The 19460-nt window shown below is 44.2% G+C and carries 13 protein-coding genes; 7 read left to right on the top strand and 6 right to left on the bottom strand.

Annotation, left to right across the window (positions count from 1 at the left end):
* Nucleotides 1-3: 3 nt before the first annotated feature.
* Nucleotides 4-846, bottom strand: coding sequence for a carboxylating nicotinate-nucleotide diphosphorylase (nadC, locus tag ACUM5Y_RS12545; RefSeq protein WP_445977215.1), 843 nt, complete (start codon nucleotides 844-846; stop codon nucleotides 4-6).
* An 871-nt stretch (nucleotides 847-1717) separates the two neighbouring features.
* Between nadC and aceE the strand changes: the two genes are divergently transcribed.
* Together aceE and aceF are read left to right on the top strand one after the other, a co-directional pair.
* Nucleotides 1718-4384 carry a pyruvate dehydrogenase (acetyl-transferring), homodimeric type gene (aceE, locus tag ACUM5Y_RS12540; RefSeq protein ID WP_445977214.1) on the top strand — a complete coding sequence of 889 codons (2667 nt, stop codon included), beginning with the start codon at nucleotides 1718-1720 and terminating at the stop codon, nucleotides 4382-4384.
* 92 nt (nucleotides 4385-4476) lie between these two features.
* The gene (gene aceF / locus ACUM5Y_RS12535; protein WP_445977213.1) at nucleotides 4477-6375 is read left to right on the top strand and encodes a pyruvate dehydrogenase complex dihydrolipoyllysine-residue acetyltransferase; all 1899 of its coding nucleotides are present in this window, start codon (nucleotides 4477-4479) and stop codon (nucleotides 6373-6375) included.
* Between the two features lie 80 nt (nucleotides 6376-6455).
* On the opposite strand, the gene ACUM5Y_RS12530 is transcribed toward aceF, so the two are convergent.
* Complete coding sequence (locus ACUM5Y_RS12530; protein WP_445977212.1) at nucleotides 6456-7616, bottom strand: patatin-like phospholipase family protein; 1161 nt, start codon at nucleotides 7614-7616, stop codon at nucleotides 6456-6458.
* 479 nt (nucleotides 7617-8095) lie between these two features.
* Between ACUM5Y_RS12530 and ACUM5Y_RS12525 the strand changes: the two genes are divergently transcribed.
* Both ACUM5Y_RS12525 and pgm read left to right on the top strand, forming a co-directional pair.
* A complete protein-coding gene (locus ACUM5Y_RS12525) occupies nucleotides 8096-9220 on the top strand; it encodes a beta-ketoacyl-ACP synthase III (protein WP_445977211.1) in 1125 nt (374 codons plus the stop codon).
* Nucleotides 9221-9307: 87 nt separating this feature from the next.
* Nucleotides 9308-10948: a phosphoglucomutase (alpha-D-glucose-1,6-bisphosphate-dependent) gene (gene pgm / locus ACUM5Y_RS12520; protein ID WP_445977210.1), complete on the top strand. Its 1641-nt coding sequence runs from the start codon at nucleotides 9308-9310 to the stop codon at nucleotides 10946-10948.
* Nucleotides 10949-10993: 45 nt separating this feature from the next.
* Here the strand turns inward: pgm and ACUM5Y_RS12515 are convergent, their stop codons facing one another.
* The 4 genes from ACUM5Y_RS12515 to ydiJ all read right to left on the bottom strand — a co-directional run bounded on the left by ACUM5Y_RS12515 (nucleotide 10994) and on the right by ydiJ (nucleotide 16363).
* Nucleotides 10994-11215, bottom strand: coding sequence for a hypothetical protein (locus tag ACUM5Y_RS12515; RefSeq protein WP_445977209.1), 222 nt, complete (start codon nucleotides 11213-11215; stop codon nucleotides 10994-10996).
* Nucleotides 11216-11229: 14 nt separating this feature from the next.
* A complete protein-coding gene (locus ACUM5Y_RS12510) occupies nucleotides 11230-12378 on the bottom strand; it encodes a Na/Pi symporter (RefSeq protein WP_445977208.1) in 1149 nt (382 codons plus the stop codon).
* Nucleotides 12379-12477: 99 nt separating this feature from the next.
* Nucleotides 12478-13221 (bottom strand): spermidine synthase, encoded by a 744-nt coding sequence (locus ACUM5Y_RS12505; RefSeq protein ID WP_445977207.1) that lies wholly within the window; start codon nucleotides 13219-13221, stop codon nucleotides 12478-12480.
* Nucleotides 13222-13270: 49 nt separating this feature from the next.
* Nucleotides 13271-16363 carry a D-2-hydroxyglutarate dehydrogenase YdiJ gene (ydiJ, locus tag ACUM5Y_RS12500; RefSeq protein ID WP_445977206.1) on the bottom strand — a complete coding sequence of 1031 codons (3093 nt, stop codon included), beginning with the start codon at nucleotides 16361-16363 and terminating at the stop codon, nucleotides 13271-13273.
* A 208-nt stretch (nucleotides 16364-16571) separates the two neighbouring features.
* Here ydiJ and ACUM5Y_RS12495 point away from each other — a divergent pair, with 208 nt between their 5' ends.
* The 3 genes from ACUM5Y_RS12495 (at nucleotide 16572) to ACUM5Y_RS12485 (ending at nucleotide 19434) form a co-directional block, all read left to right on the top strand.
* Nucleotides 16572-17507, top strand: coding sequence for a 1-aminocyclopropane-1-carboxylate deaminase/D-cysteine desulfhydrase (locus ACUM5Y_RS12495; protein WP_445977205.1), 936 nt, complete (start codon nucleotides 16572-16574; stop codon nucleotides 17505-17507).
* Between the two features lie 111 nt (nucleotides 17508-17618).
* On the top strand, nucleotides 17619-18500 hold the full coding sequence (locus tag ACUM5Y_RS12490; protein ID WP_445977204.1) for an NAD(+) kinase: 882 nt from the start codon (nucleotides 17619-17621) through the stop codon (nucleotides 18498-18500).
* A gap of 49 nt (nucleotides 18501-18549) precedes the next feature.
* On the top strand, nucleotides 18550-19434 hold the full coding sequence (locus tag ACUM5Y_RS12485; RefSeq protein WP_445977203.1) for a rhomboid family intramembrane serine protease: 885 nt from the start codon (nucleotides 18550-18552) through the stop codon (nucleotides 19432-19434).
* Nucleotides 19435-19460: the final 26 nt, after the last annotated feature.

The following is a 19460-nucleotide window of genomic DNA, read 5'->3' as shown; positions in this document are numbered from 1 at the left end:
CTCCTAAGCTACCCGTAAAGAAAGGTCGATGGCTTGAACATGTTTGGTAAGGGCGCCAATGGATACGAAGTCCACTCCGGTTTGCGCCACTCTAACTAGCTTTTCTTGATCCATGTTACCGGATGCTTCAAATTTGACTCTATGGCCGTACTCTTCAACAGCAATGGTCATATCTTCATAAGAGAAATTATCCAACATTATGATGTCGACGCCAGCCGAAACAGCCATCGCAACTTCCGATAAATTTTCAGTCTCAACTTCAATAGGCTTGCCGGGGGCAATCTGTTTGGCCATAGAAACGGCGTTAGCAATAGAGCCCGCTGCCATAATATGGTTTTCTTTGATTAAAAAGGCATCATAAAGGCCAAGGCGATGATTCTGTCCGCCGCCGACACGCACGGCATATTTTTGCGCGTGACGTAATCCAGGCAGTGTCTTACGAGTGTCTAGAATGGTTAATTTGCTGTCGGCCACTAAGCTTGCATAATGATGAGTAACCGTAGCGGTAGCAGAAAGTGTTTGTAAGAAATTAAGAGCGGTCCTTTCAGCGGTTAAAATACTGCGCGCATTACCTTCTAAGGTTAAAAAGATCTGATTTTCACTAAGTGAGTGACCTTCTGGGAAATGCCAAGTCAATTTTACGGACTCATCCAGTTGGCGAAATACTTCTTCCACCCATGGCTGACCACATAAGATGGCAAACTCACGGCTAATAACGTTGGCGACAATGTGTTGAGATTCTGGGATCAATTGGGCAGTAATATCAAGATCACCAATATCTTCTTGAAGAGCGAAAGCGACTTGTATCTTCATGTCTTCAGTTGTTTTATTGTCCAGCGAGACCATGATTTATCCTAATTCTTGTTAAGCGAAATTCAATATTGTAGCCGTATATTTATCTATAGTCAGTTACGAATGTTTCTTATTGCCCAATTTACACTAAGTTTTCTGTGAAAAGCTTGATGGTCATCATAATTGTGTCATCACGCTAATTTATTAAGCAAATGTTTGGTTGTTTTTTGTACGAAATGGGGGTGTTTAGTAGATAGAAATCAATGAAAAACACGTATAACTAAATTTTATGGTTGCTATCCATTTGCTGAATGTTAGTGTTTGCTCATAATTTTACAGTGGAGTGGTAAGGATCTCAGAGAAGCAATAGTGACTTATCTGTATGACAAATAGCCGTTTTCATAGGGTAAATGCACGGATTCTTGGGTAGGGTGGCTAGGCGATTTATTGATTAGATGATAGTCTTACGTCCGAATGCCCTATATATCGTAAAATATTGACCGTATTTTTAAGTGAAAATTCAGTGGATATTTTATGATTGGACCACATCCAAAATAAAAAACGATGCAGGTCTTGGTGTTCACTATGATAGAGATTTGAGTGTTTTTGTTTTCATACGGTACAGCTGTATGTTTTGCAAAAGCTTATTTATGGGTTTGATGAACCAAACCCAATAGGAAGCGAACCGACTAGATCTTTTGGTGGTCGATGCAGTGACGCCGTAAGTCAAAATAATAAAAAAATGTCATTGAAAAAATAAACAGGCATCTTGAATTCAGTAGAGATGCTTTTTGTTAGTTGGCTGGAATAGTTATGGCTATTCATACTGTTCCGACGGTTCGTTTAAGTAGCCGCCAAGGCTTTAAAAAAATAGATAGACCTTGGTTGGTTAAGTACTGTTCTAATAGCGGGAGTTATTAATACAATGACTGAGCAGCATATTCTCGAAGACATTGATCCAATTGAAACCAAAGAGTGGATTGATGCGCTTGAGTCTGTCCTTCGTGAAGAAGGCCCTGAACGCGCGCAATATATTTTAAATAAATTGTCGAGCGAAGCGTCAAAAGCGGGTACAAATTTACCATCATCAATCACGACACCTTATCGCAACACGATTTCTCCAGAAAACGAGAAACCACTACCAGGTGACGTATTTATGGAGCGTCGTATACGCTCTATCATTCGTTGGAATGCGTTGGCGATGGTAATGAAGGCAAACCGAGTAGACTCTACTTTGGGTGGCCATATCACGAGTTTCTCATCAGCAGCAACGCTTTACGATATCGGCTTCAACCACTTCTTCCGTGGTGGTGACGGTAAGCAAGAAGCTGATATGGTGTTCTTCCAAGGCCATATTTCTCCAGGTATTTATGCTCGTTCATACATTGAAGGTCGTTTGACTGATGAACAGCTTGATAACTTCCGCCGTGAAGTTGATGGTAAAGGTATTTCCTCTTACCCACACCCTTGGTTGATGCCTGATTACTGGCAGTTCCCAACGGTATCTATGGGTCTTGGCCCACTACAAGCTATTTACCAAGCCCACGTGATGAAGTACCAGCACAGCCGTGGCTTGATCGATCAAGGTGATCGTAAAGTATGGGCGTTCCTTGGTGATGGTGAGTGTGACGAGCCAGAATCTTTAGGTGCCATTGCCCTTGCAGGCCGTGAAAGCCTAGATAACTTGATCTTTGTTATCAACTGTAACCTACAGCGTCTAGATGGCCCTGTACGCGGTAACAGCAAAATCGTTCAAGAGCTTGAAGGCGTCTTCCGTGGTGCCGGCTGGAACGTTATTAAGTGTCTATGGGGCCGTCATTGGGACCCATTATTTGAAAAAGACACGAAAGGTTTGCTTGTTAAGCGTATGAACGAAGTTTGCGATGGCGAGCTTCAGAACTACAAAGCTAACGGTGGTGCCTACACTCGTGAGCATTTCTTCGGTAAATACCCAGAATTGCTAGAGATGGTTAAAGACATGACTGACGATGAGATTATGAATCTTAATCGCGGTGGTCACGATCCATACAAGGTTTATGCAGCCTATGCAGAAGCGACTGCCCACAAAGGTCAGCCGACTGTTATCCTTGCCCAAACGGTTAAAGGTTACGGCATGTTTAAAGCGGCGGAAGCACAAAACACCGCCCACCAAACTAAGAAATTGGATGAAGAGTCTTTGGCTCAATTCCGTGACAAGTTTGGCATTCCTATCAGTGATGAAGAGCTTAAAGATCTTCCTTACTACCGTCCTGCTGAAGACAGCCCTGAAATGCAATACTTGCGCTCTCGTCGTAAGGAATTGAGTGGTGACTTCCCAGTACGTCGTCGTGACTGTGAAGCGCTTGAAGTGCCTTCACTAGAAGCATTCAAAGCACAAATTGCTGGTACTAAAGGTCGTGAAATTTCGACTACTATGGCATTTGTACGCGCCTTGAACGTCATGGTTAAAGACAAGAAGATCGGTGAGCGTGTTGTGCCTATTTTGGCCGATGAAGCACGTACATTTGGTATGGAAGGTATGTTCCGTCAGCTAGGTATCTACAGCTGTGAAGGGCAACGTTACACGCCACATGACCACACACAGATCATGTACTATAAAGAGTCTAAAGACGGTCAGATCCTTCAAGAAGGTATCAACGAAGCCGGTGCATTCTCTTCATGGTTAGCGCTTGCGACGTCTTACAGCAACAGTAATCTACCTATGATTCCTGTGTACATTTACTACTCTATGTTTGGTTTCCAACGTGTTGGTGACTTGGCATGGGCAGCTGGTGACTCACAAGCACGCGGTTTCTTGATCGGTGCTACAGCAGGTCGTACTACCCTAAACGGTGAAGGCCTACAGCACGAAGATGGTCACTCTCATATCTTGGCAGGTACGATTCCTAACTGTGTCTCTTATGATCCTACTTACTCATACGAAGTAGCTGTGATCGTACAAGACGGTTTGCGTCGTATGTACCAAGATAAAGAAAGTGTTTTCTACTACCTAACAGTGATGAATGAAAACTATGCTCATGAAGATATGCCTGAAGGCGTTGAAGATGGCATCATCAAAGGTATGTACAAGCTGCAAACGAATCAGAAGAAAACGAATAAGAAACAAGTTCAATTGCTTGGTTCTGGTGTGATCTTGCGTGAAGTTGAAGCTGCTGCGAAAATTCTTTTCGAAGACTATGGTGTGAACTCTGATGTATGGAGTGTGACATCTTTCAATGAGCTACGTCGTGAAGGCTTAGACGCTAGTCGTTGGAACATGCTTCACCCAGAACAAGAAGCACGTTTGTCTTATGTTGAACAATGCTTAGACGGCAATGGTCCGGTTATTGCGTCAACTGACCACGTTAAATTGTTTGCTGACCAAATCCGTCCATTTATCAAAGGCACTTATAATGTCCTTGGTACAGACGGTTTCGGTCGCAGTGATACACGTGAGCAATTGCGTCATTTCTTCGAGATCAACCGTTATTGGGTTGTTGTTTCTGCTTTGAATGCGCTGGTAAAAGACGGTGTGATCGATGCATCTGTAGTTAGTGAAGCGATCGCTAAGTTTGGCTTAGATCCAGAAAAACCAAACCCAGTTACTTGCTAATTACATAACAAGCTAGTCCATCTAGCTAAGGTTCTGCCTTAGCTAGATAAGTTTTTAAAGTTTGATGCGTCTATACGACAAAGGAGATTTCCGTGAGTACTGAAATCATTCGAGTACCGGATATTGGTGGTGCAGCTGATGTTGAAGTTATTGAAATCAGCGTTCAGGTTGGCGATGTAATTGCCGTTGACCAATCCATTATTGTGTTAGAAACAGATAAAGCTTCTATGGACGTTCCATCGTCTATGGCAGGTAAAGTTGTCAGCATTTCCGTAAAAGAAGGCGATACCGTCTCTGAAGGTGATGAAGTGTTGGTGATTGAAGTGGAAGCAGCAGCAACAGCTGAGAAAGCTGAGGTCGCAGCGCCTGTGGAATCTGCTCCAGCGCCTGTCGCGGCAGCAGCTTCTAGCGAAGAAAAAATTACCATTCCAGACATTGGTGGCGCAACAGATGTTGAAGTTATCGAAGTTTGTGTTGCCGAAGGCGACAAAGTAGAAGAGGGTGATTCCATCCTTGTTCTGGAAACTGATAAAGCTTCTATGGACATTCCTTCTCCGTTCACAGGTACTGTTGGCAAAATCGTTATCAGTGTCGGTGACACGGTATCTGAAGGTGCTGATGTTCTAACCTTGGTGACAGAAGGTTCAAGTGCCCCTCAAGCAGCTCCAGCTCCAGCTCCTGCGGCTGAAGCGGCGGCACCAGCTGCTGTTGCAGGTGGTGTTGAAGCAGTTAATGTTCCTGATATCGGCGGCGCAGAAGGCGTTGACGTAATTGAAGTAGCCGTTGCTGTTGGTGATAAAGTAGAAGAAGGTGATTCCATTATTGTTTTGGAAACTGATAAAGCTTCTATGGAAATTCCTGCTCCAAAAACCGGTGTTGTTAAGTCCTTGTCTATTAAAGAAGGTGACACGGTTTCTGAAGGTGATCTAATTCTTGAATTAGAAGTTGAAGGTGTGGCGGCTCCTGCAGCAGCTCCAGCTTCCGCGCCTGCAAAAGCAGCTGAACCAGCTCCTGCTGCCGCTAAGCCTGCTTCTGCCCCAGCTGTGGATTCATCTGCTGTGCTTTCTACACCGTCTAAGAAAGTTCACGCTGGCCCAGCAGTACGCATGTTGGCTCGTGAATTGGGTGTTGAATTGTCTTTGGTTCGTCCTACGGGCCCTCGTGGTCGTATCCTTAAAGAAGACTTGCATGCTTATGTTAAAGCCGCTGTTCAAAAAGCGACTTCAACGCCTGCAGCAGGTTCAGTAGCCGGTGCCGGTTTACCGACTGTTCCAGACCAAGATTTCAGTAAGTTTGGTGAAATCGAAGTTGTTAAGATGAGCAAGATACAAAAGCTTACTGCACAGAATATGGTGCGTAATGCTCTTGTTGTTCCTCAGGTTACTCAATTCGATAAAGCAGATATTACTGACCTTGAAGGATTCCGTAAGGGTCTGAAGGCTGAAATGGAGAAGCAAGGTGTTAAGCTAACGCCACTACCTTTCCTAATTAAAGCCGTTGCTCAAGCCATGGTCGCTAACCCTGCATTTAATGTGTCTTTGACTGCTGATGGCGAAAGCTATGTACAGAAGAAATATGTACACATTGGTATTGCGGTAGATTCACCTGCTGGTTTGGTTGTTCCTGTATTACGTGATGCGGATAAGAAATCTGTTGTTCAGATTGCTAAAGAAGCTAACGTTCTGATCAAGAAAGCCCTAGATAAGCAACTTAAACCTGCAGATATGCAAGGTGGTTGTTTCACTATTTCAAGTCTTGGTGCTATTGGTGGTACAGGTTTCACACCAATTGTTAACTGTCCTGAAGTGGGTATTCTTGGTGTTTCTAAAGCAGACATCGAACCACGTTGGAATGGTAAAGAGTTTGAACCACGTACTATGTTGCCTCTTTGCTTGTCATACGACCACAGAGCCATCAATGGTGGTGATGCAGGTCGCTTCATGACCTTCTTGAACTCCCTTCTAAGTGATCTACGTCGCTTAACTCTATAATCAATTAGAGTCTAAAAAGCCGCTTTTACTGAGTAAAAGCGGCTTTTTTGTGCCTGCCATTTAATAGCAAGTCATTCTGCTTATTTGATCTTATCAATCTCCAGAAAATCCAAAATCTTATCTTTTTCCCACATAGCATCTTTTTGCCCAAGCTCTATGAGTGCTCGACAGTATTCTGGGGTAAACAGCAAGTAGCTAGCAGCTGAACTGGTTCTTTGTGATGATGAGCCTCCCGCGGCTTTAAGTAGAGTGCGGACGTTTTTGGGTAAGGTGGCGATATGTTGGTCAGCAATTTCGTTAATCTCTTCTGATGGGGAGATAATTAAGGTCTCAGTGGGCAGCTGATGTTGGGCTTTTTTATCATCTGGCAAGTCACGCAAAATGTCATTGAACAGCTCTAATTGATTGATGTCATCCTCTAGGTTATCGATAAAAGCACTGTTTAACAGCTGTCCAAGAATTTGCGTCATGCTGGGCGCAGAAGCAGGTGCCTCAACGGTTTTGCTTGGCCATTCCTTTACTCTTCTGTTGCCACTTACTCCAATGATCATAATTTTTTTCGCGCCTAACTTGAGGGCGGGGTAAATAGCGGATTTTTGTCGAATGGCACCATCTCCGTAGTAGCTCTGATCAATCTTATTGGCAGGGAAAATGGTCGGGATCGCACTGGAAGCGAGCAGGTGATCAACATTGAGCTGCGCTCTAACCCCTTTGCGACGATTACCTTGCCAAGGCTCTATATCCGACAAGGCTTGAAAAAATGTCGTTGACTCGCCAGTGGAGTAACTCATTGCCGTAATGGCAAGAGACTTGAGCCGTTGTTGGTCGACTGCCGTTTGAATGTCTGCAAAGTTCAAATAGTTTTCTAAAAGCTGCTTGAGGGGCGTGTTATCCATCAGTGCAATGGGGTCGTTATGATTGTGACGATGAAATAAGCCGAGCAGCGTTTTTGTGAGCGAGCTGGCCATGGGCCAACGACTCATGGTGTAAATCTGGTCTGGAGTAAGGTGCCGCCATACGAATGCGAGAGTAGACACAGCACGGGTAAAGTTGCCAGCATGACTTGCCAGCATACTGGCATTTAAAGCCCCCGCTGATGTGCCGCATAAAATGGGAAAGGGAAGCTCGCAGGACTTAGGTAGTAATTTGCCAATCGCGGAAAGAACCCCCACTTGATAAGCTGCTCTGGCACCACCGCCAGATAGAATTAAAGCCGTATCCTTGTTGTGATCGTTAATCATAATGGCCTCAAAACCTAAAAATATTCATATATAAGCTACAGTTATCCAATAGTAAAACAAGCATTTGAATCAAATAATTTTGAAAAAAACTGAATATCATGGCTTCAGTGGTATAAATAAATGATATAGTGGTGCGTGAAATATATTTGTATTTAGTAATTTTTTAAGTCTTGGGAAGATGCGAATAAGTCTTCTGCACTTCAGTCTTATTAGAGAAACGGTCTATCAAGGCAAGAGTGAGCAGGAATGTTAATACCTTTCAATCACTCTTAACACAGAGAGGCCGTTTCTCTGAAAGACCCGAAGGGCGCGGGCTAAACATTTTTTATTCTTTGTTAAGCTTCTTACCAATATGTCCAATATTGGACTGCGAAGCTAGCCTCGAATAATAAAGTTTTATCCACACGCTGAAGCCAGTGGACTTGTTCGTATCTTCCCTAGGGAAGGTGCGATAATTACAATAATAAAAGGACAATGTGATGGCGAATTCTGTGGTGATCAGTGGGGTAGGCCTATGGACCCCAAAGTACAGTGTTAGTAATGAAGAGCTGGTGGCGAGTTATAATGCGTGGGCGGCAAACTATAATGAGCAGCATGCTGAGGCAATAGAGCAGGGTGATGTTATCGCAAAGCCTTTTTCAAGCGCGGAATTTATCGAAAAAGCCTCCGGCATTAAAAGTCGATATGTCTATGCAAAAGAAGGTATTTTAGACATCAATCGAATGCGACCCTCGATCGCTCCTAGACAAGATGATGAGCTTTCTCATCAAGCTGAAATGGCTGTTGAAGCTGCGAAAAAAGCTTTATTAGCCGCCAATAAAACCGCGCGTGATATTGATATGGTGGTTGTCTCTTGTGCTTACACCCAACGCTCTTATCCGGCTATTGCTATTGAAGTGCAAGCGGCCTTAGGGATCGAAGGTTTTGCATTTGATATGTTAGTGGCTTGTTCTGCTGCTACCTTCGGCCTACAAAGGGCTTATGATGCTGTTCGCTCTGAAAGTGCAAAAGCTGTGCTGGTGATCAATCCTGAATTAACATCTCCTCAAGTGAACTATAAAGACCGTGATTCACATTTTATTTTTGGCGATGTGGCCACTGCTATTGTTGTTGAAAGTGAAGCAACCTGTCGCTCACAACACGCATTCGATGTGCTGGGTGTGAAATGTGTAACATCCTACTCTAATAATATCCGCTCCAACTTTGGTTACGTCAGTTTTGCAACCGATGAAGCGCCTTATGGGGTGGACAAACTCTTTCATCAAAATGGTCGCAAGGTTTTTAAAGAAGTGTGCCCTATGGCGGCTGAGCATATTGAAGGGCATCTAGCTTCACACGGGATTGAAGTATCTCAACTAAGGCGTTGGTGGTTGCATCAGGCCAATATAAACATGAATTTATTGATCAGTAAGCGACTGTTGGGCCGAGATGCCAGTTTTGATGAAGCACCAATTGTCTTAGACGAGTATGCTAATACCGCCTCAGCAGGTTCAATTATAGCCTTCGCCAAGTACCATGAAGATATGCAAGCCAATGATATTGGGGTGATTTGCTCCTTTGGTGCTGGATACTCTATAGGCAGCTTAATTCTACAAAAGAGATAGCCCTGTTACTGTTAAGTCATTGAAACTATTGTTCAATTAAGGGAGACTGTAAGAACTTAGTTTTAATGACTTAGAGGCATTTATAATATGGCAATTCACCCTCAAGCAGGTAAGCTTGCTCCACTCGATTCATTGGTTAATATTCCTAAACTAATGAGCGCCTACTTTTTGCAAAAACCCGACGTTACCCAAGCTGAGCAACAAGTGGCCTTTGGCACATCAGGACACAGGGGGAATGCTTTTCATACTAGTTTCAACGAAGATCATATTCTGGCGATCAGCCAAGCCATTGCAGAATACAGACTTCAGGAAAAAATTACTGGACCTTTATATTTAGGTAAAGATACCCACGCTTTATCGGAAGCCGCTTTTCAAACTGCATTAAGCGTATTGACCGCCAATGGTGTGAAAGTAAGGGTTCAGTCGGATAACGGCTACACTCCTACACCAGTCATTTCCCATGCAATTCTTACCCACAATGTGTCCAGTAACGAGTTAAGTGACGGCATTGTGATTACACCTTCCCATAACCCACCGACAGATGGCGGTATTAAATACAATTCTTACAAAGGCGGCCCTGCAGATAAAGAGATTACCGATTGGGTTGCAGCGCGAGCCAATGAGCTGTTAGCAGAAGGCCTCATCGGTGTAAAACGCTTGTCTGAGCAAGGCCAAACTGACTCTGGGTTGATTGAACCGTTTGATTTTATTAATCACTATGTGAACGATCTAGAAAATGTCATAGATATGAAAGCCATTGCTAAGGCTAAAGTGCGTATTGGTGTAGACCCTATGGGTGGCTCTGGCATTCATTACTGGCAGCCTATAGCGGATAAATATGGTTTAGATATCACAGTTGTTAATACAGAAGTCGACCCAAGCTTTCGATTTGTACCCCTAGATAAGGATGGCAAAATCCGTATGGATTGCTCGTCACCTTATGCGATGAATGCTTTGTTAAACATCAAAGATGACTTTGACATAGCAGTCGGCAATGACCCGGATTATGACCGTCACGGTATTGTTTGTCCCAAATCTGGCTTAATGAACCCAAATGCTTACCTAGGGGTGGCCATTGAATATTTATCTCAACACCGTGAGCATTGGCCCGCTGATATAAAATTCGGTAAAACCCTAGTTTCCAGTGGCATGATTGATAGAGTAGTCAATGGACTTGGCAAGCAACTAAGTGAAGTGCCTGTCGGCTTTAAATGGTATGTGGAAGGTTTATATCAAGGAGATATGGCCTTTGGCGGTGAAGAAAGTGCGGGGGCCGCATTTTTGCGTAATAACGGCAAGGTTTGGACCACAGACAAAGATGGCTTCATCCTGGCGCTGTTGGCGGCAGAAATTTTAGCTGTTACAGGCAAAGATCCGTCAGAGCTTTATGAAGAACAGGTTTCCAAATATGGCCGACCTTATTACAAGCGAATTGATGTGGCGGCCACGCCAGAGCAAAAAACCATTCTTTCTCGTTTAAGTGCAGAGGATGTTAAGCAAACAGAACTGGCGGGTGAAGAAATTTTGCAGGTTTTGACCCATGCCCCAGGTAACAATGCAGCCATTGGTGGTTTGAAAGTCGTTACCCAAAACGGCTGGTTTGCTGCCCGTCCTTCGGGTACTGAAAATGTTTATAAAATTTATCTAGAGAGCTTTATTTCGGAGCAGCATTTAGCTGAATTGGAGCAGGCGGCGAAAGCCCTAGTGGATCAAGTGTTTGCGGTTTAAAGAAACGAAAGCCCCAACTCTTTAAAGTGTTGGGGCTTTTTTGTGTTATTTTTTCTTAGCTTCTTCTAGAAGGTAAGCAATGAAATTCTTGATGCCAACGATGTTAAGCTCTGCACTTTTCATGTGGTGATCAAGATCAGAAATTTCATGCTCTTGTTTTAGATGTTCACGGCGCGTGACTTCTTCTTTAAGCTCAGCAAGTGTTTGATGAGTTTCATCAATCAGCTTGTGGAGTCTTTCATTGGTCAATACTTTTAAATCACTCATAAATACTCCCGAAACTAAATTACGCTACTAACACCAAGGCATAGTGCTGGAAAGACAAAGAACACCCCTAAGATGTAACCAAGGGCAGCAAACTTATTGTCAGCTGCTGTGTGGCCTAGGGATTCAGCAGCTTTGATGGGGAGGTTGCGAAGCATAGGGATACCATAAATCACCAACACACCCAGAATGTTGTAAATCAAGTGGATAAAGGCGATTTGTAGCGCGGCCTGAGCATTACCCGTCACCGCTGTAGCGGCAAGCACTGCCGTTACGCAAGTACCAATGTTGGCTCCTAGCGTAAATGGATAAATATCTTTCAATTTGAAAGAGCCAGAGCCTGCAAGAGGCACCATAAGTGATGTGGTAGTAGAAGATGACTGAACCAAGATAGTCACTAGGGTTCCAGAAGTGATACCGGAAATCGGTCCACGGCCAATAGCCGTATGCATGATGTCTTTGGCTTTGCCAACCATTAGCTTCTTCAATAATTTACCAACATAGGTAATGGCGATAAAGATTAGAACAATGCCGAGAATGATAAGGGTGATACCGCCCACTTGGTCACCTAATGTCTGAGTTGCTCCTTTAAAGGTATTAACCACAGGTGCGGTAGCCGCTTTTACGAAGTTGAGCCCACTCATAGAGGTGTCACCAGCGCCGTAAAACAAGCTGGTTAACCATGCGCCTGCTTTTTCTAAAATGCCAAAAGCGACTTCTAGAGGCAGGAAGATGAGTACAGACAAAAGATTGAAAAAGTCATGAACGGTAGCCGCTGAAAAAGCACGTTTAAACTCTTCTTTGGCTCGAACATGCCCTAAAGATACTATCGTGTTGGTGATCGAGGTGCCAACGTTTGCCCCCATTACCATAGGAACCGCTAACTCAACCGGTAGACCGCCGGCCACTAGGCCAACGATAATGGAGGTTACGGTAGAAGAAGACTGAATGAGGGCTGTAGCGACAATACCAACCACTAGGCCTGCAAAAGGGTTGCTGGCGAAAGCAAACAGCTCTTTGGCGTGACCACCCGTAGCCATTTTAAAACCACCACCAATCATGCCTACGGCACAAATGAGTAGATAAACCAGTAGGGCAACCATGGCCCACTGCATATAGTTCTGGTATTCACCTCTGTTAGGAAGTGCTGCTTGATTGTTTTCCATAGTGCATTCTACCTATTGGTTTTAAGATAAAATGCATGTTACGTGCACATTCTTACAGTGGTATGACAGCTAGTTCTGCTCTAAACAGGAGGAGCGGGATTAAGATATTTCAGCGAGTCTGGAAAGCCATTTGGTCAGTGGAATATCCAAACTGGTGCTTAATTTTTGCGCCATAGCTTTCATAGCTTTTGCATTGACGGTATGTGTTTTCTTGCAGGCAATAACCACCCAGTTGCCCGTGCCTGTGTCCAACGCCCTAACATCCACAAAATTGTCTTTGAGTAATTCGCTAAGGCCTTCATGGTTTTTGTAGTCACTCCAGCAGTTAAGTACCAGCCAGCCGTTTTCTTTAATATTCCGGGCGCAGTTCTCGATGAAACTGGTGGCTAAAACCGAGCGGTCCATACCCTCTGTATGATAAATATCCGTCATCAAGAGATCGACTTTCTTATCTAAACCTTTATCAAGAAAGCTTGCCGCATTATCCACTACGAAGTTAATACGCTTACCTTGGGGGAGTTTGAAATACATTTGTGCGGTATCCAGCACTTCTTGGCGCAGTTCCACCGCCGTGATTTGTATGCTGGGTACACTATGATAAAGCGCATTCACCAATGCACCGCCCCCTAAGCCTAAAATACATACTCGTTTTGGTTGTATGAAGAGTAAGGGGAGCATCATGGCTTGAGTATATTCATGTTGAAGAATGTGAGGACTGGCAAGTCGGATACGGCTTTGTTCATCACCTTCTGCGAAGGAAAGAATTCGATATTGACCGACATCAATTACGCGAATAGGACCGTATTCGTCTGCACTGTCATGGATAAGGTTATGTTGATTCATGGTTTTCCTGAAAAAATTGGCCCCTTGAATGGGGCCAATTTATAAGCAGCTAGGCTTGGTTGGCAGCAATAGGTTGCTGGGCTTTTTTAAGGTGGGACAAAAGTACCTGTGCCGGATGAGGCAACTTAGCATCATCGAGTCGTTTGGCTTGGCTACGGCATGAATACCCCGTTGCTACCAATTTGCCAGTAAGGCTGGCATCGGTGACTTTTTCCTGCCATGACAACTCATAAATGTGCTTAGACGTTTCTAGGTTGGCACTTTCGTGACCGTAAGTCCCCGCCATACCACAACAACCGACATTTTCAATTTTCAGCTCAAGACCTAATGTACGGTAAACCTTCTGCCAGTCACCGATTGAGCCCGCGGCATTGGTCTTCTCAGTACAGTGGGTCATTAAGTGATAGGTAGAACCTTCACAAGTGAGTGGCTGCTTAGTGAGGTGTTCGGTTTTTTGTGCTAACCATTCTTGCATCAACTGAATATTAGGGATTTGGCGGCTATCGGCAAAAACCTTGGCGTACTCCGAGCGATAAGTTAAAGTCATGGAAGGGTCTATGCCGATAAATGGCAATCCATAAAAAGATAGGCTTTGTAGCATATCTAGGTTCTTACGAGCTGTCTTATGAAAAGCACGCATAAAGCCGTGAACATGCAATGGCTTACCGTTTGGCATGTAAGGAGCAAGGTAGGCTTGGAAGCCTAATCGGCTCAGCATTTCCATGGTATCCAGTACCAACTCGGTTTCAAAGTAACTGGTGAAAGCATCTTGCACAACAATGACAGCGCGCTTTCTGTCTTTAGGGCTAAGGCTTTCGATGGCAAGGGGGGTCGCCAAACGAATGCCGCGCTTAGACATTTCTTTCTTTAAATTGAATTTACTGAACTTAGGGTTATCCGCCAGGCCTAGATATTTGCTGCTAAAGTGATTGATCCAGCTGCGGCTTACTAACCAATTGTAAGGCTGAGGCAAGACAGCAAGGCTTGGCAACATAAATTCTAAAGAGCCGATAAGATAGTCTTTCACAGGGCGTAAATAGCGACCGTAGTAGAGCTCTAAAAATTTAGCACGAAATTCTGGGACATCGACTTTGATCGGACATTGGCCAACGCAAGATTTACAGGCCAAACACCCCATCATTGACTCATGAACCTCATGGGAGAAGTCGTACTCACCACGTCTCTTTGCCAGAGTGTTTTTAAGCTTGGGGATGAAGCTGAAAAGGAAATTACTGTGTTTAACATCTTCACTGGCTTTTTGTGTATCCACCCCTTGGTTGCTCATGCCGCGTAACCATTCGCGCATTAAAGAAGCTCGGCCTTTTGGGGAGTGGCGTCTATCTCTGGTGCCTTTCCAAGAAGGACACATGGCATCGTTCGGGTCAAAATTATAACAGGCACCATTACCGTTACAGTACATGCCTTCTTTGAATTGATCACGATTGTGCAAGGGTATTTGACGGTCAAACTGACCGCGCAGTGGAACTTCGTCAATCTTAAGAAGTTCAGCGCCTAGCTCGAAAGGTGTGGCAATTTTTCCTGGGTTTAATTGATTGCGTGGATCAAAAGCGCCCTTTACTTGCTGGACACTTGGGTATAAGTCACCGAAAAAAGCAGGAGCGTATTCAGAGCGAACGCCTTTACCGTGTTCACCCCATAATAAACCATCGTATTTCTGTGTTAGTGCCACCACCTTATCGGTGATTTCACGAATCATTGGCTCTTGGCTTTCGTCTTTTAGATCCAATGCAGGGCGCACGTGAAGTACCCCGGCATCTACATGGCCAAACATGCCATATTGGACTTCATAGCTGTCTAATACGGCACGAAACTCCATGATGAAATCCGCTAAGTTTTCCGGTGGCACGGCGGTATCCTCAACGAATGGGATAGGGCGCTTTTCACCTTTAGCATTACCTAACAGACCCACAGACTTTTTACGCATGGCCCAGATTTTATTGACGTTATTGTGGCCTTTGGCAATGGTGTAGCCTAATGCGCTGCTATCACCTTGTTCTGCGAGTTTATCCAATTGATCTGTTAAGACTTTGATGCGCTCTGAAACTTCTTGCTCGCTCTTGCCAGTATATTCAACCAGATTGATGCCTTGAATATCTTCCCCAGCTTTTTCGGGGAAAAACTCAGAGACCGAGTTCCAAATGATGTCACCTTTGGCAAGACCCAGAACTTTTGAGTCAACTGTTTCGATAGAGGTCGGTTCGGCTTCTAATAGTTCTCTGGCGTGACGCAATGAACCTTCAAAGCTGTTGTAACGAATGTTAACTAGGGCTGCATAGGTTGGAATGGTTAGCAAATTGACTTTCGCTTCGACGATAAAGCCAAGTGTACCTTCGGAACCACACAACACTGAATTCATATTGAACAAGCCTTGTTCATTACGAATATGAGCAAGGTCATAACCTGTTAGGCAACGGTTAAGCTCTGGGAAGGTTTGCTCAATTTGCTCTGCCTTGTTTTTTTGGATGCTATCGACCAATCTGTGAGCGTGAGCGGCATAACCCTCACCAGATTTAATGGTTTCTAAGGTATCGTCATCTATAGGAGACGAATCTAGCAAACTACCGTCGAGTAAAACGGTTTTCAGAGACAAAACATGATCACGGGTTTTGCCATACATAACCGAGCCTTGTCCGCTTGCATCGGTATTGATCATGCCGCCAATGGTGGCGCGGTTACTGGTAGACAACTCTGGAGCAAAGAACAGCCCATGGGGCTTTATGGCTTTATTCAACTGATCTTTGACAACACCGGTTTGGACTCTTGCCCAGCCTTCTTCGGCATTGATTTCAAGGATTTTATTCATGTGTTTGGATAAATCTACAATCAGACCATCACTTAACGACTGACCGTTGGTACCCGTACCACCACCACGAGGGCTCAGTACTATGTCATGAAATTCGGATTCATTGCTGAGTTTGGTAATCAGCTGAATGTCTTCCACGGTTTTCGGGTAAATAACCCCTTGTGGTAACACCTGATAAATAGAGTTATCGGTAGAAAGGACAACACGGTTGGCATAATCTGGATTGGTGTCGCCGGTAAAACCGGAAGCTTTTAGCCTCTCAATAAAAGCTAGGTACTTGGACTGAAGTGGTGACACTTCAGAAAGCGTTGGAATCATGTTTCATCTCCACAAATGATGAGTGCGCAGATTTTAACAAAATTTATCCTATAAAAGGCAGATTTATCAGGGATATTCTTCGTCTATAAAGAGTAAAGGGTCGCCTTTATTGAATTTTGCCGAGCTTACAGAGAAAAGTGCTTTAAACGAATGGAGATTGCCTATGATATTATGCGTAAAAACTTGATGTTAAGAGACTTTTCGCTTCGTGCTTGAACCTATTGTTATCCCTGCCAACCCTTCATCAAACTCACTTCAGGATTATGAGTTGTTTATTTACCGTGGGGATTTAGAGAACCAAGCTGCCCCTGGTAATAAGTGGCATAAGCTCAAACATCATTTATGTGCAGCTAGCCAGCATAAAACTAAGGTTATAGCGACCTTTGCTGGGCCTTATTCCAATCATCTGCACGCATTTGCAAACACCCTAGAAACACTAGGTGTAAAAGGTATTTGTGTCGTACGTGGTGAGCTACAAGTTAACCTTACACCCACTTTAAAAGATGCCGCAAAAAGTGGAATAGAGTTGTGGCCATCGAGTAGGGCAGATTATCGTCTTGGGGTGGACTCTCTGGTAGCAGCGCAAATTCATGATGAATATGGCGATGTGTATTGGGTGCCAGAAGGGGGCGGCGGCATACTCGGTGCTAAGGGTTGCCAAGAATGGGCTCAGGATATTGCGATGCAAGATAACGACTTTGATGCTTGGGCGGTGGCTGCAGGCACAGGCACAACCGCCGCAGGTTTTTTGTCCGCACTTGAGGTTCCCTTTTTGCATGTGTTCAGTGCGTTAAAAGGGGCGGCTGACCAACAAGCAGAAATTGTTCAGCTTGCTGGTAAACTTAACAGTGCAAACTGTTCTGACAGATTGAAATTTCACAGTGACTGCCACCATGGTGGTTATGCAAAGCACAGTGAAGAATTACGGGTTTTTATGAAGCAAATAGCCCAGCTAAATCCTAACCTGATACTCGACCCTGTTTATACCAACAAAGCCCTCTTTGCCATTATCAAAGCAATGCACTCTGGCCAGTGGCCCCATAGGCGAACATTATTTATACACACTGGTGGTATTCAGGGCTGGCGAGGCTACCAGGATGAGCATAATCCATTTTTGAAAGTCTGTTCACATAGCGAGAGCTAGAGACTTCGTGTTAAAGTGGCGACAACTTAGAAAACAAACCCTGAGCCTTGGCTCATCGAGTTTGTTCGTAATTGTATTGATTGCATTTGATTGATGATAAGAGAATAACGCATGAGTCTTTTTACACGTGTGGGCATTATTGCAAGATTGGATAAGCCTCAGGTTCTAGAAACAGTCAAAAAATTAATGGAATACCTTCAGGACAAGAATCTAGTCCCTGTGTTAGAAACCGAACTGGCTACCATGATGCCAGGGGTGAAGATTGACTCATCCCCGCTTAAAGAACTGGGGGATCATTGTGATCTGGCTATAGTTGTGGGGGGCGATGGTAGCTTTTTAGGGGCCGCTCGCGCTATTTGCAGTTATGATATTCCTGTCTTAGGCATCAACCGAGGAACCCTCGGCTTCCTAACGGACATTTCTCCTCATCAATTAAAAGAAGAATTAGACCCGATCTTTCGTGGTGAATTTCATGAAGAAAAGCGTTTCATGATTCAAGCCAAGGTGAAGCGACAAAATCAAGCCCGTGGTGAAGGGATAGCGTTAAACGATTTGGTTCTTCACCCGGGAAAATCCGCTCGTATGATCCAATTCGATCTCTTTATCAATGATCAATTTGTGATGAATCAAAAATCCGATGGTTTGATCGTGGCTACGCCAACGGGTTCCACCGCTTATGCTCTGTCTGCTGGTGGCCCAATTATGCTACCAACACTGGATGCCATTGTATTGGTACCTATGCACCCCCATACCTTAAGTAATCGACCTATTGTGATTAACGGCAGCGCTAAAATTCGAATTGTTGTCTGTGAATCGAATCTTACTTACCCGAGTGTGAGTTGTGATGGTCAGTTAAACATTACTGCAGCCCCGGGTGATGAAATACATATTACCAAGAAAGAGGGTGGCATCCGCTTAATCCATCCTATGAATCATGATTTTTATGATGTTTGCCGAGACAAATTAGGTTGGCAAAGCAGTTATAAATCCTAACTATAAACCTAACTTTATATTACTAGAGGGGACTCCCAGTAAGGGTTAGATGTTTCCAATTTATCGTTTTAAACCCGATGCCGACCCAGCGGTGCTTAGCCGTTTTTTATGGCAACAGAAAATTGCCCATCGTATCGAATTTTCCAATGGCCACAATGAGCTCTGGCTTGCTAGTGCTCAAGACCAAGCTTATGCGGTAGAAATTATTACGGCTTGGGAAAGTGGCGAGGATTTGTCTCAAATTGTGTCATCCGCAAGCGCAAAACCCGTTCATAAGGCCACATCAAAAAGTCTAGTGGGTTTCTACCTAGCTTATCCTGCAACCATTACGACTATTTTGCTGGCAGCCATCATTGCTTTTGTCACCCAGTTGGGTGCAGATTTAACCAGCGTGGCGTATTTCTCTATTAGTCCGTTTGAAGTGTATGGCAACCAAGTGCGCTTTTTACCACTAGAAGAAGTCCTAGCACAGGGTGACTATTGGCGACTGCTGAGCCCTGCGTTTCTGCATTTTAGTCTACTTCACTTTATCTTTAATGTTCTTTGGGTCTGGGATGTAGGACGTAAAATTGAGCACCTACTGGGTTCTTTTTTATGGCTGTTCGGTGTGCTAATTACCGCATTGCTTAGTAATGTCTTGCAATACGAAATTAATGGTAATCCATTGTTTGGTGGGCTGTCTGGCGTTGTTTACGGGTTAATTGGCTTTGCATGGCTGACACCTTTACTACACCCACGCTGGCCAAGATTGATTAGTAAACAATTGATGGTATTTTTTGTCGTATGGTTGGGTATTGGCTATACGCAAATACCTGAAATGGTGGGTTTAGGCAGTATTGCTAATAGTGCCCATACAATTGGTTTGGTTACGGGGTTGATTTTGAGTGCCTTGTACTGTTTAGCAAATACCATATGGACTAAGAAAAGCCGTTAGCCCTCGCGATTGGTTAAGAGAGAAGA

It is taken from the genome of Marinomonas dokdonensis (genome assembly GCF_052747885.1).
Note: the sequence above shows the minus strand (reverse complement) of the source record. Positions and strands in the feature narration are given on the sequence as shown.

Bases quoted from the DNA above. Each gene is read 5' to 3' on its own strand.
- nadC (WP_445977215.1), bottom strand. From the start codon at position 846: ATGGTCTCGCTGGACAATAAAACAACTGAAGACATGAAGATACAAGTC.
- ACUM5Y_RS12485 (WP_445977203.1), top strand. From the start codon at position 18,550: ATGTTTCCAATTTATCGTTTTAAACCCGATGCCGACCCAGCGGTGCTT.
- pgm (WP_445977210.1), top strand. From the start codon at position 9,308: ATGGCAATTCACCCTCAAGCAGGTAAGCTTGCTCCACTCGATTCATTG.
- ACUM5Y_RS12525 (WP_445977211.1), top strand. From the start codon at position 8,096: ATGGCGAATTCTGTGGTGATCAGTGGGGTAGGCCTATGGACCCCAAAG.
- aceE (WP_445977214.1), top strand. From the start codon at position 1,718: ATGACTGAGCAGCATATTCTCGAAGACATTGATCCAATTGAAACCAAA.
- ACUM5Y_RS12515 (WP_445977209.1), bottom strand. From the start codon at position 11,215: ATGAGTGATTTAAAAGTATTGACCAATGAAAGACTCCACAAGCTGATT.
- ACUM5Y_RS12490 (WP_445977204.1), top strand. From the start codon at position 17,619: ATGAGTCTTTTTACACGTGTGGGCATTATTGCAAGATTGGATAAGCCT.
- ACUM5Y_RS12510 (WP_445977208.1), bottom strand. From the start codon at position 12,378: ATGGAAAACAATCAAGCAGCACTTCCTAACAGAGGTGAATACCAGAAC.
- ACUM5Y_RS12505 (WP_445977207.1), bottom strand. From the start codon at position 13,221: ATGAATCAACATAACCTTATCCATGACAGTGCAGACGAATACGGTCCT.
- ACUM5Y_RS12530 (WP_445977212.1), bottom strand. From the start codon at position 7,616: ATGATTAACGATCACAACAAGGATACGGCTTTAATTCTATCTGGCGGT.
- ydiJ (WP_445977206.1), bottom strand. From the start codon at position 16,363: ATGATTCCAACGCTTTCTGAAGTGTCACCACTTCAGTCCAAGTACCTA.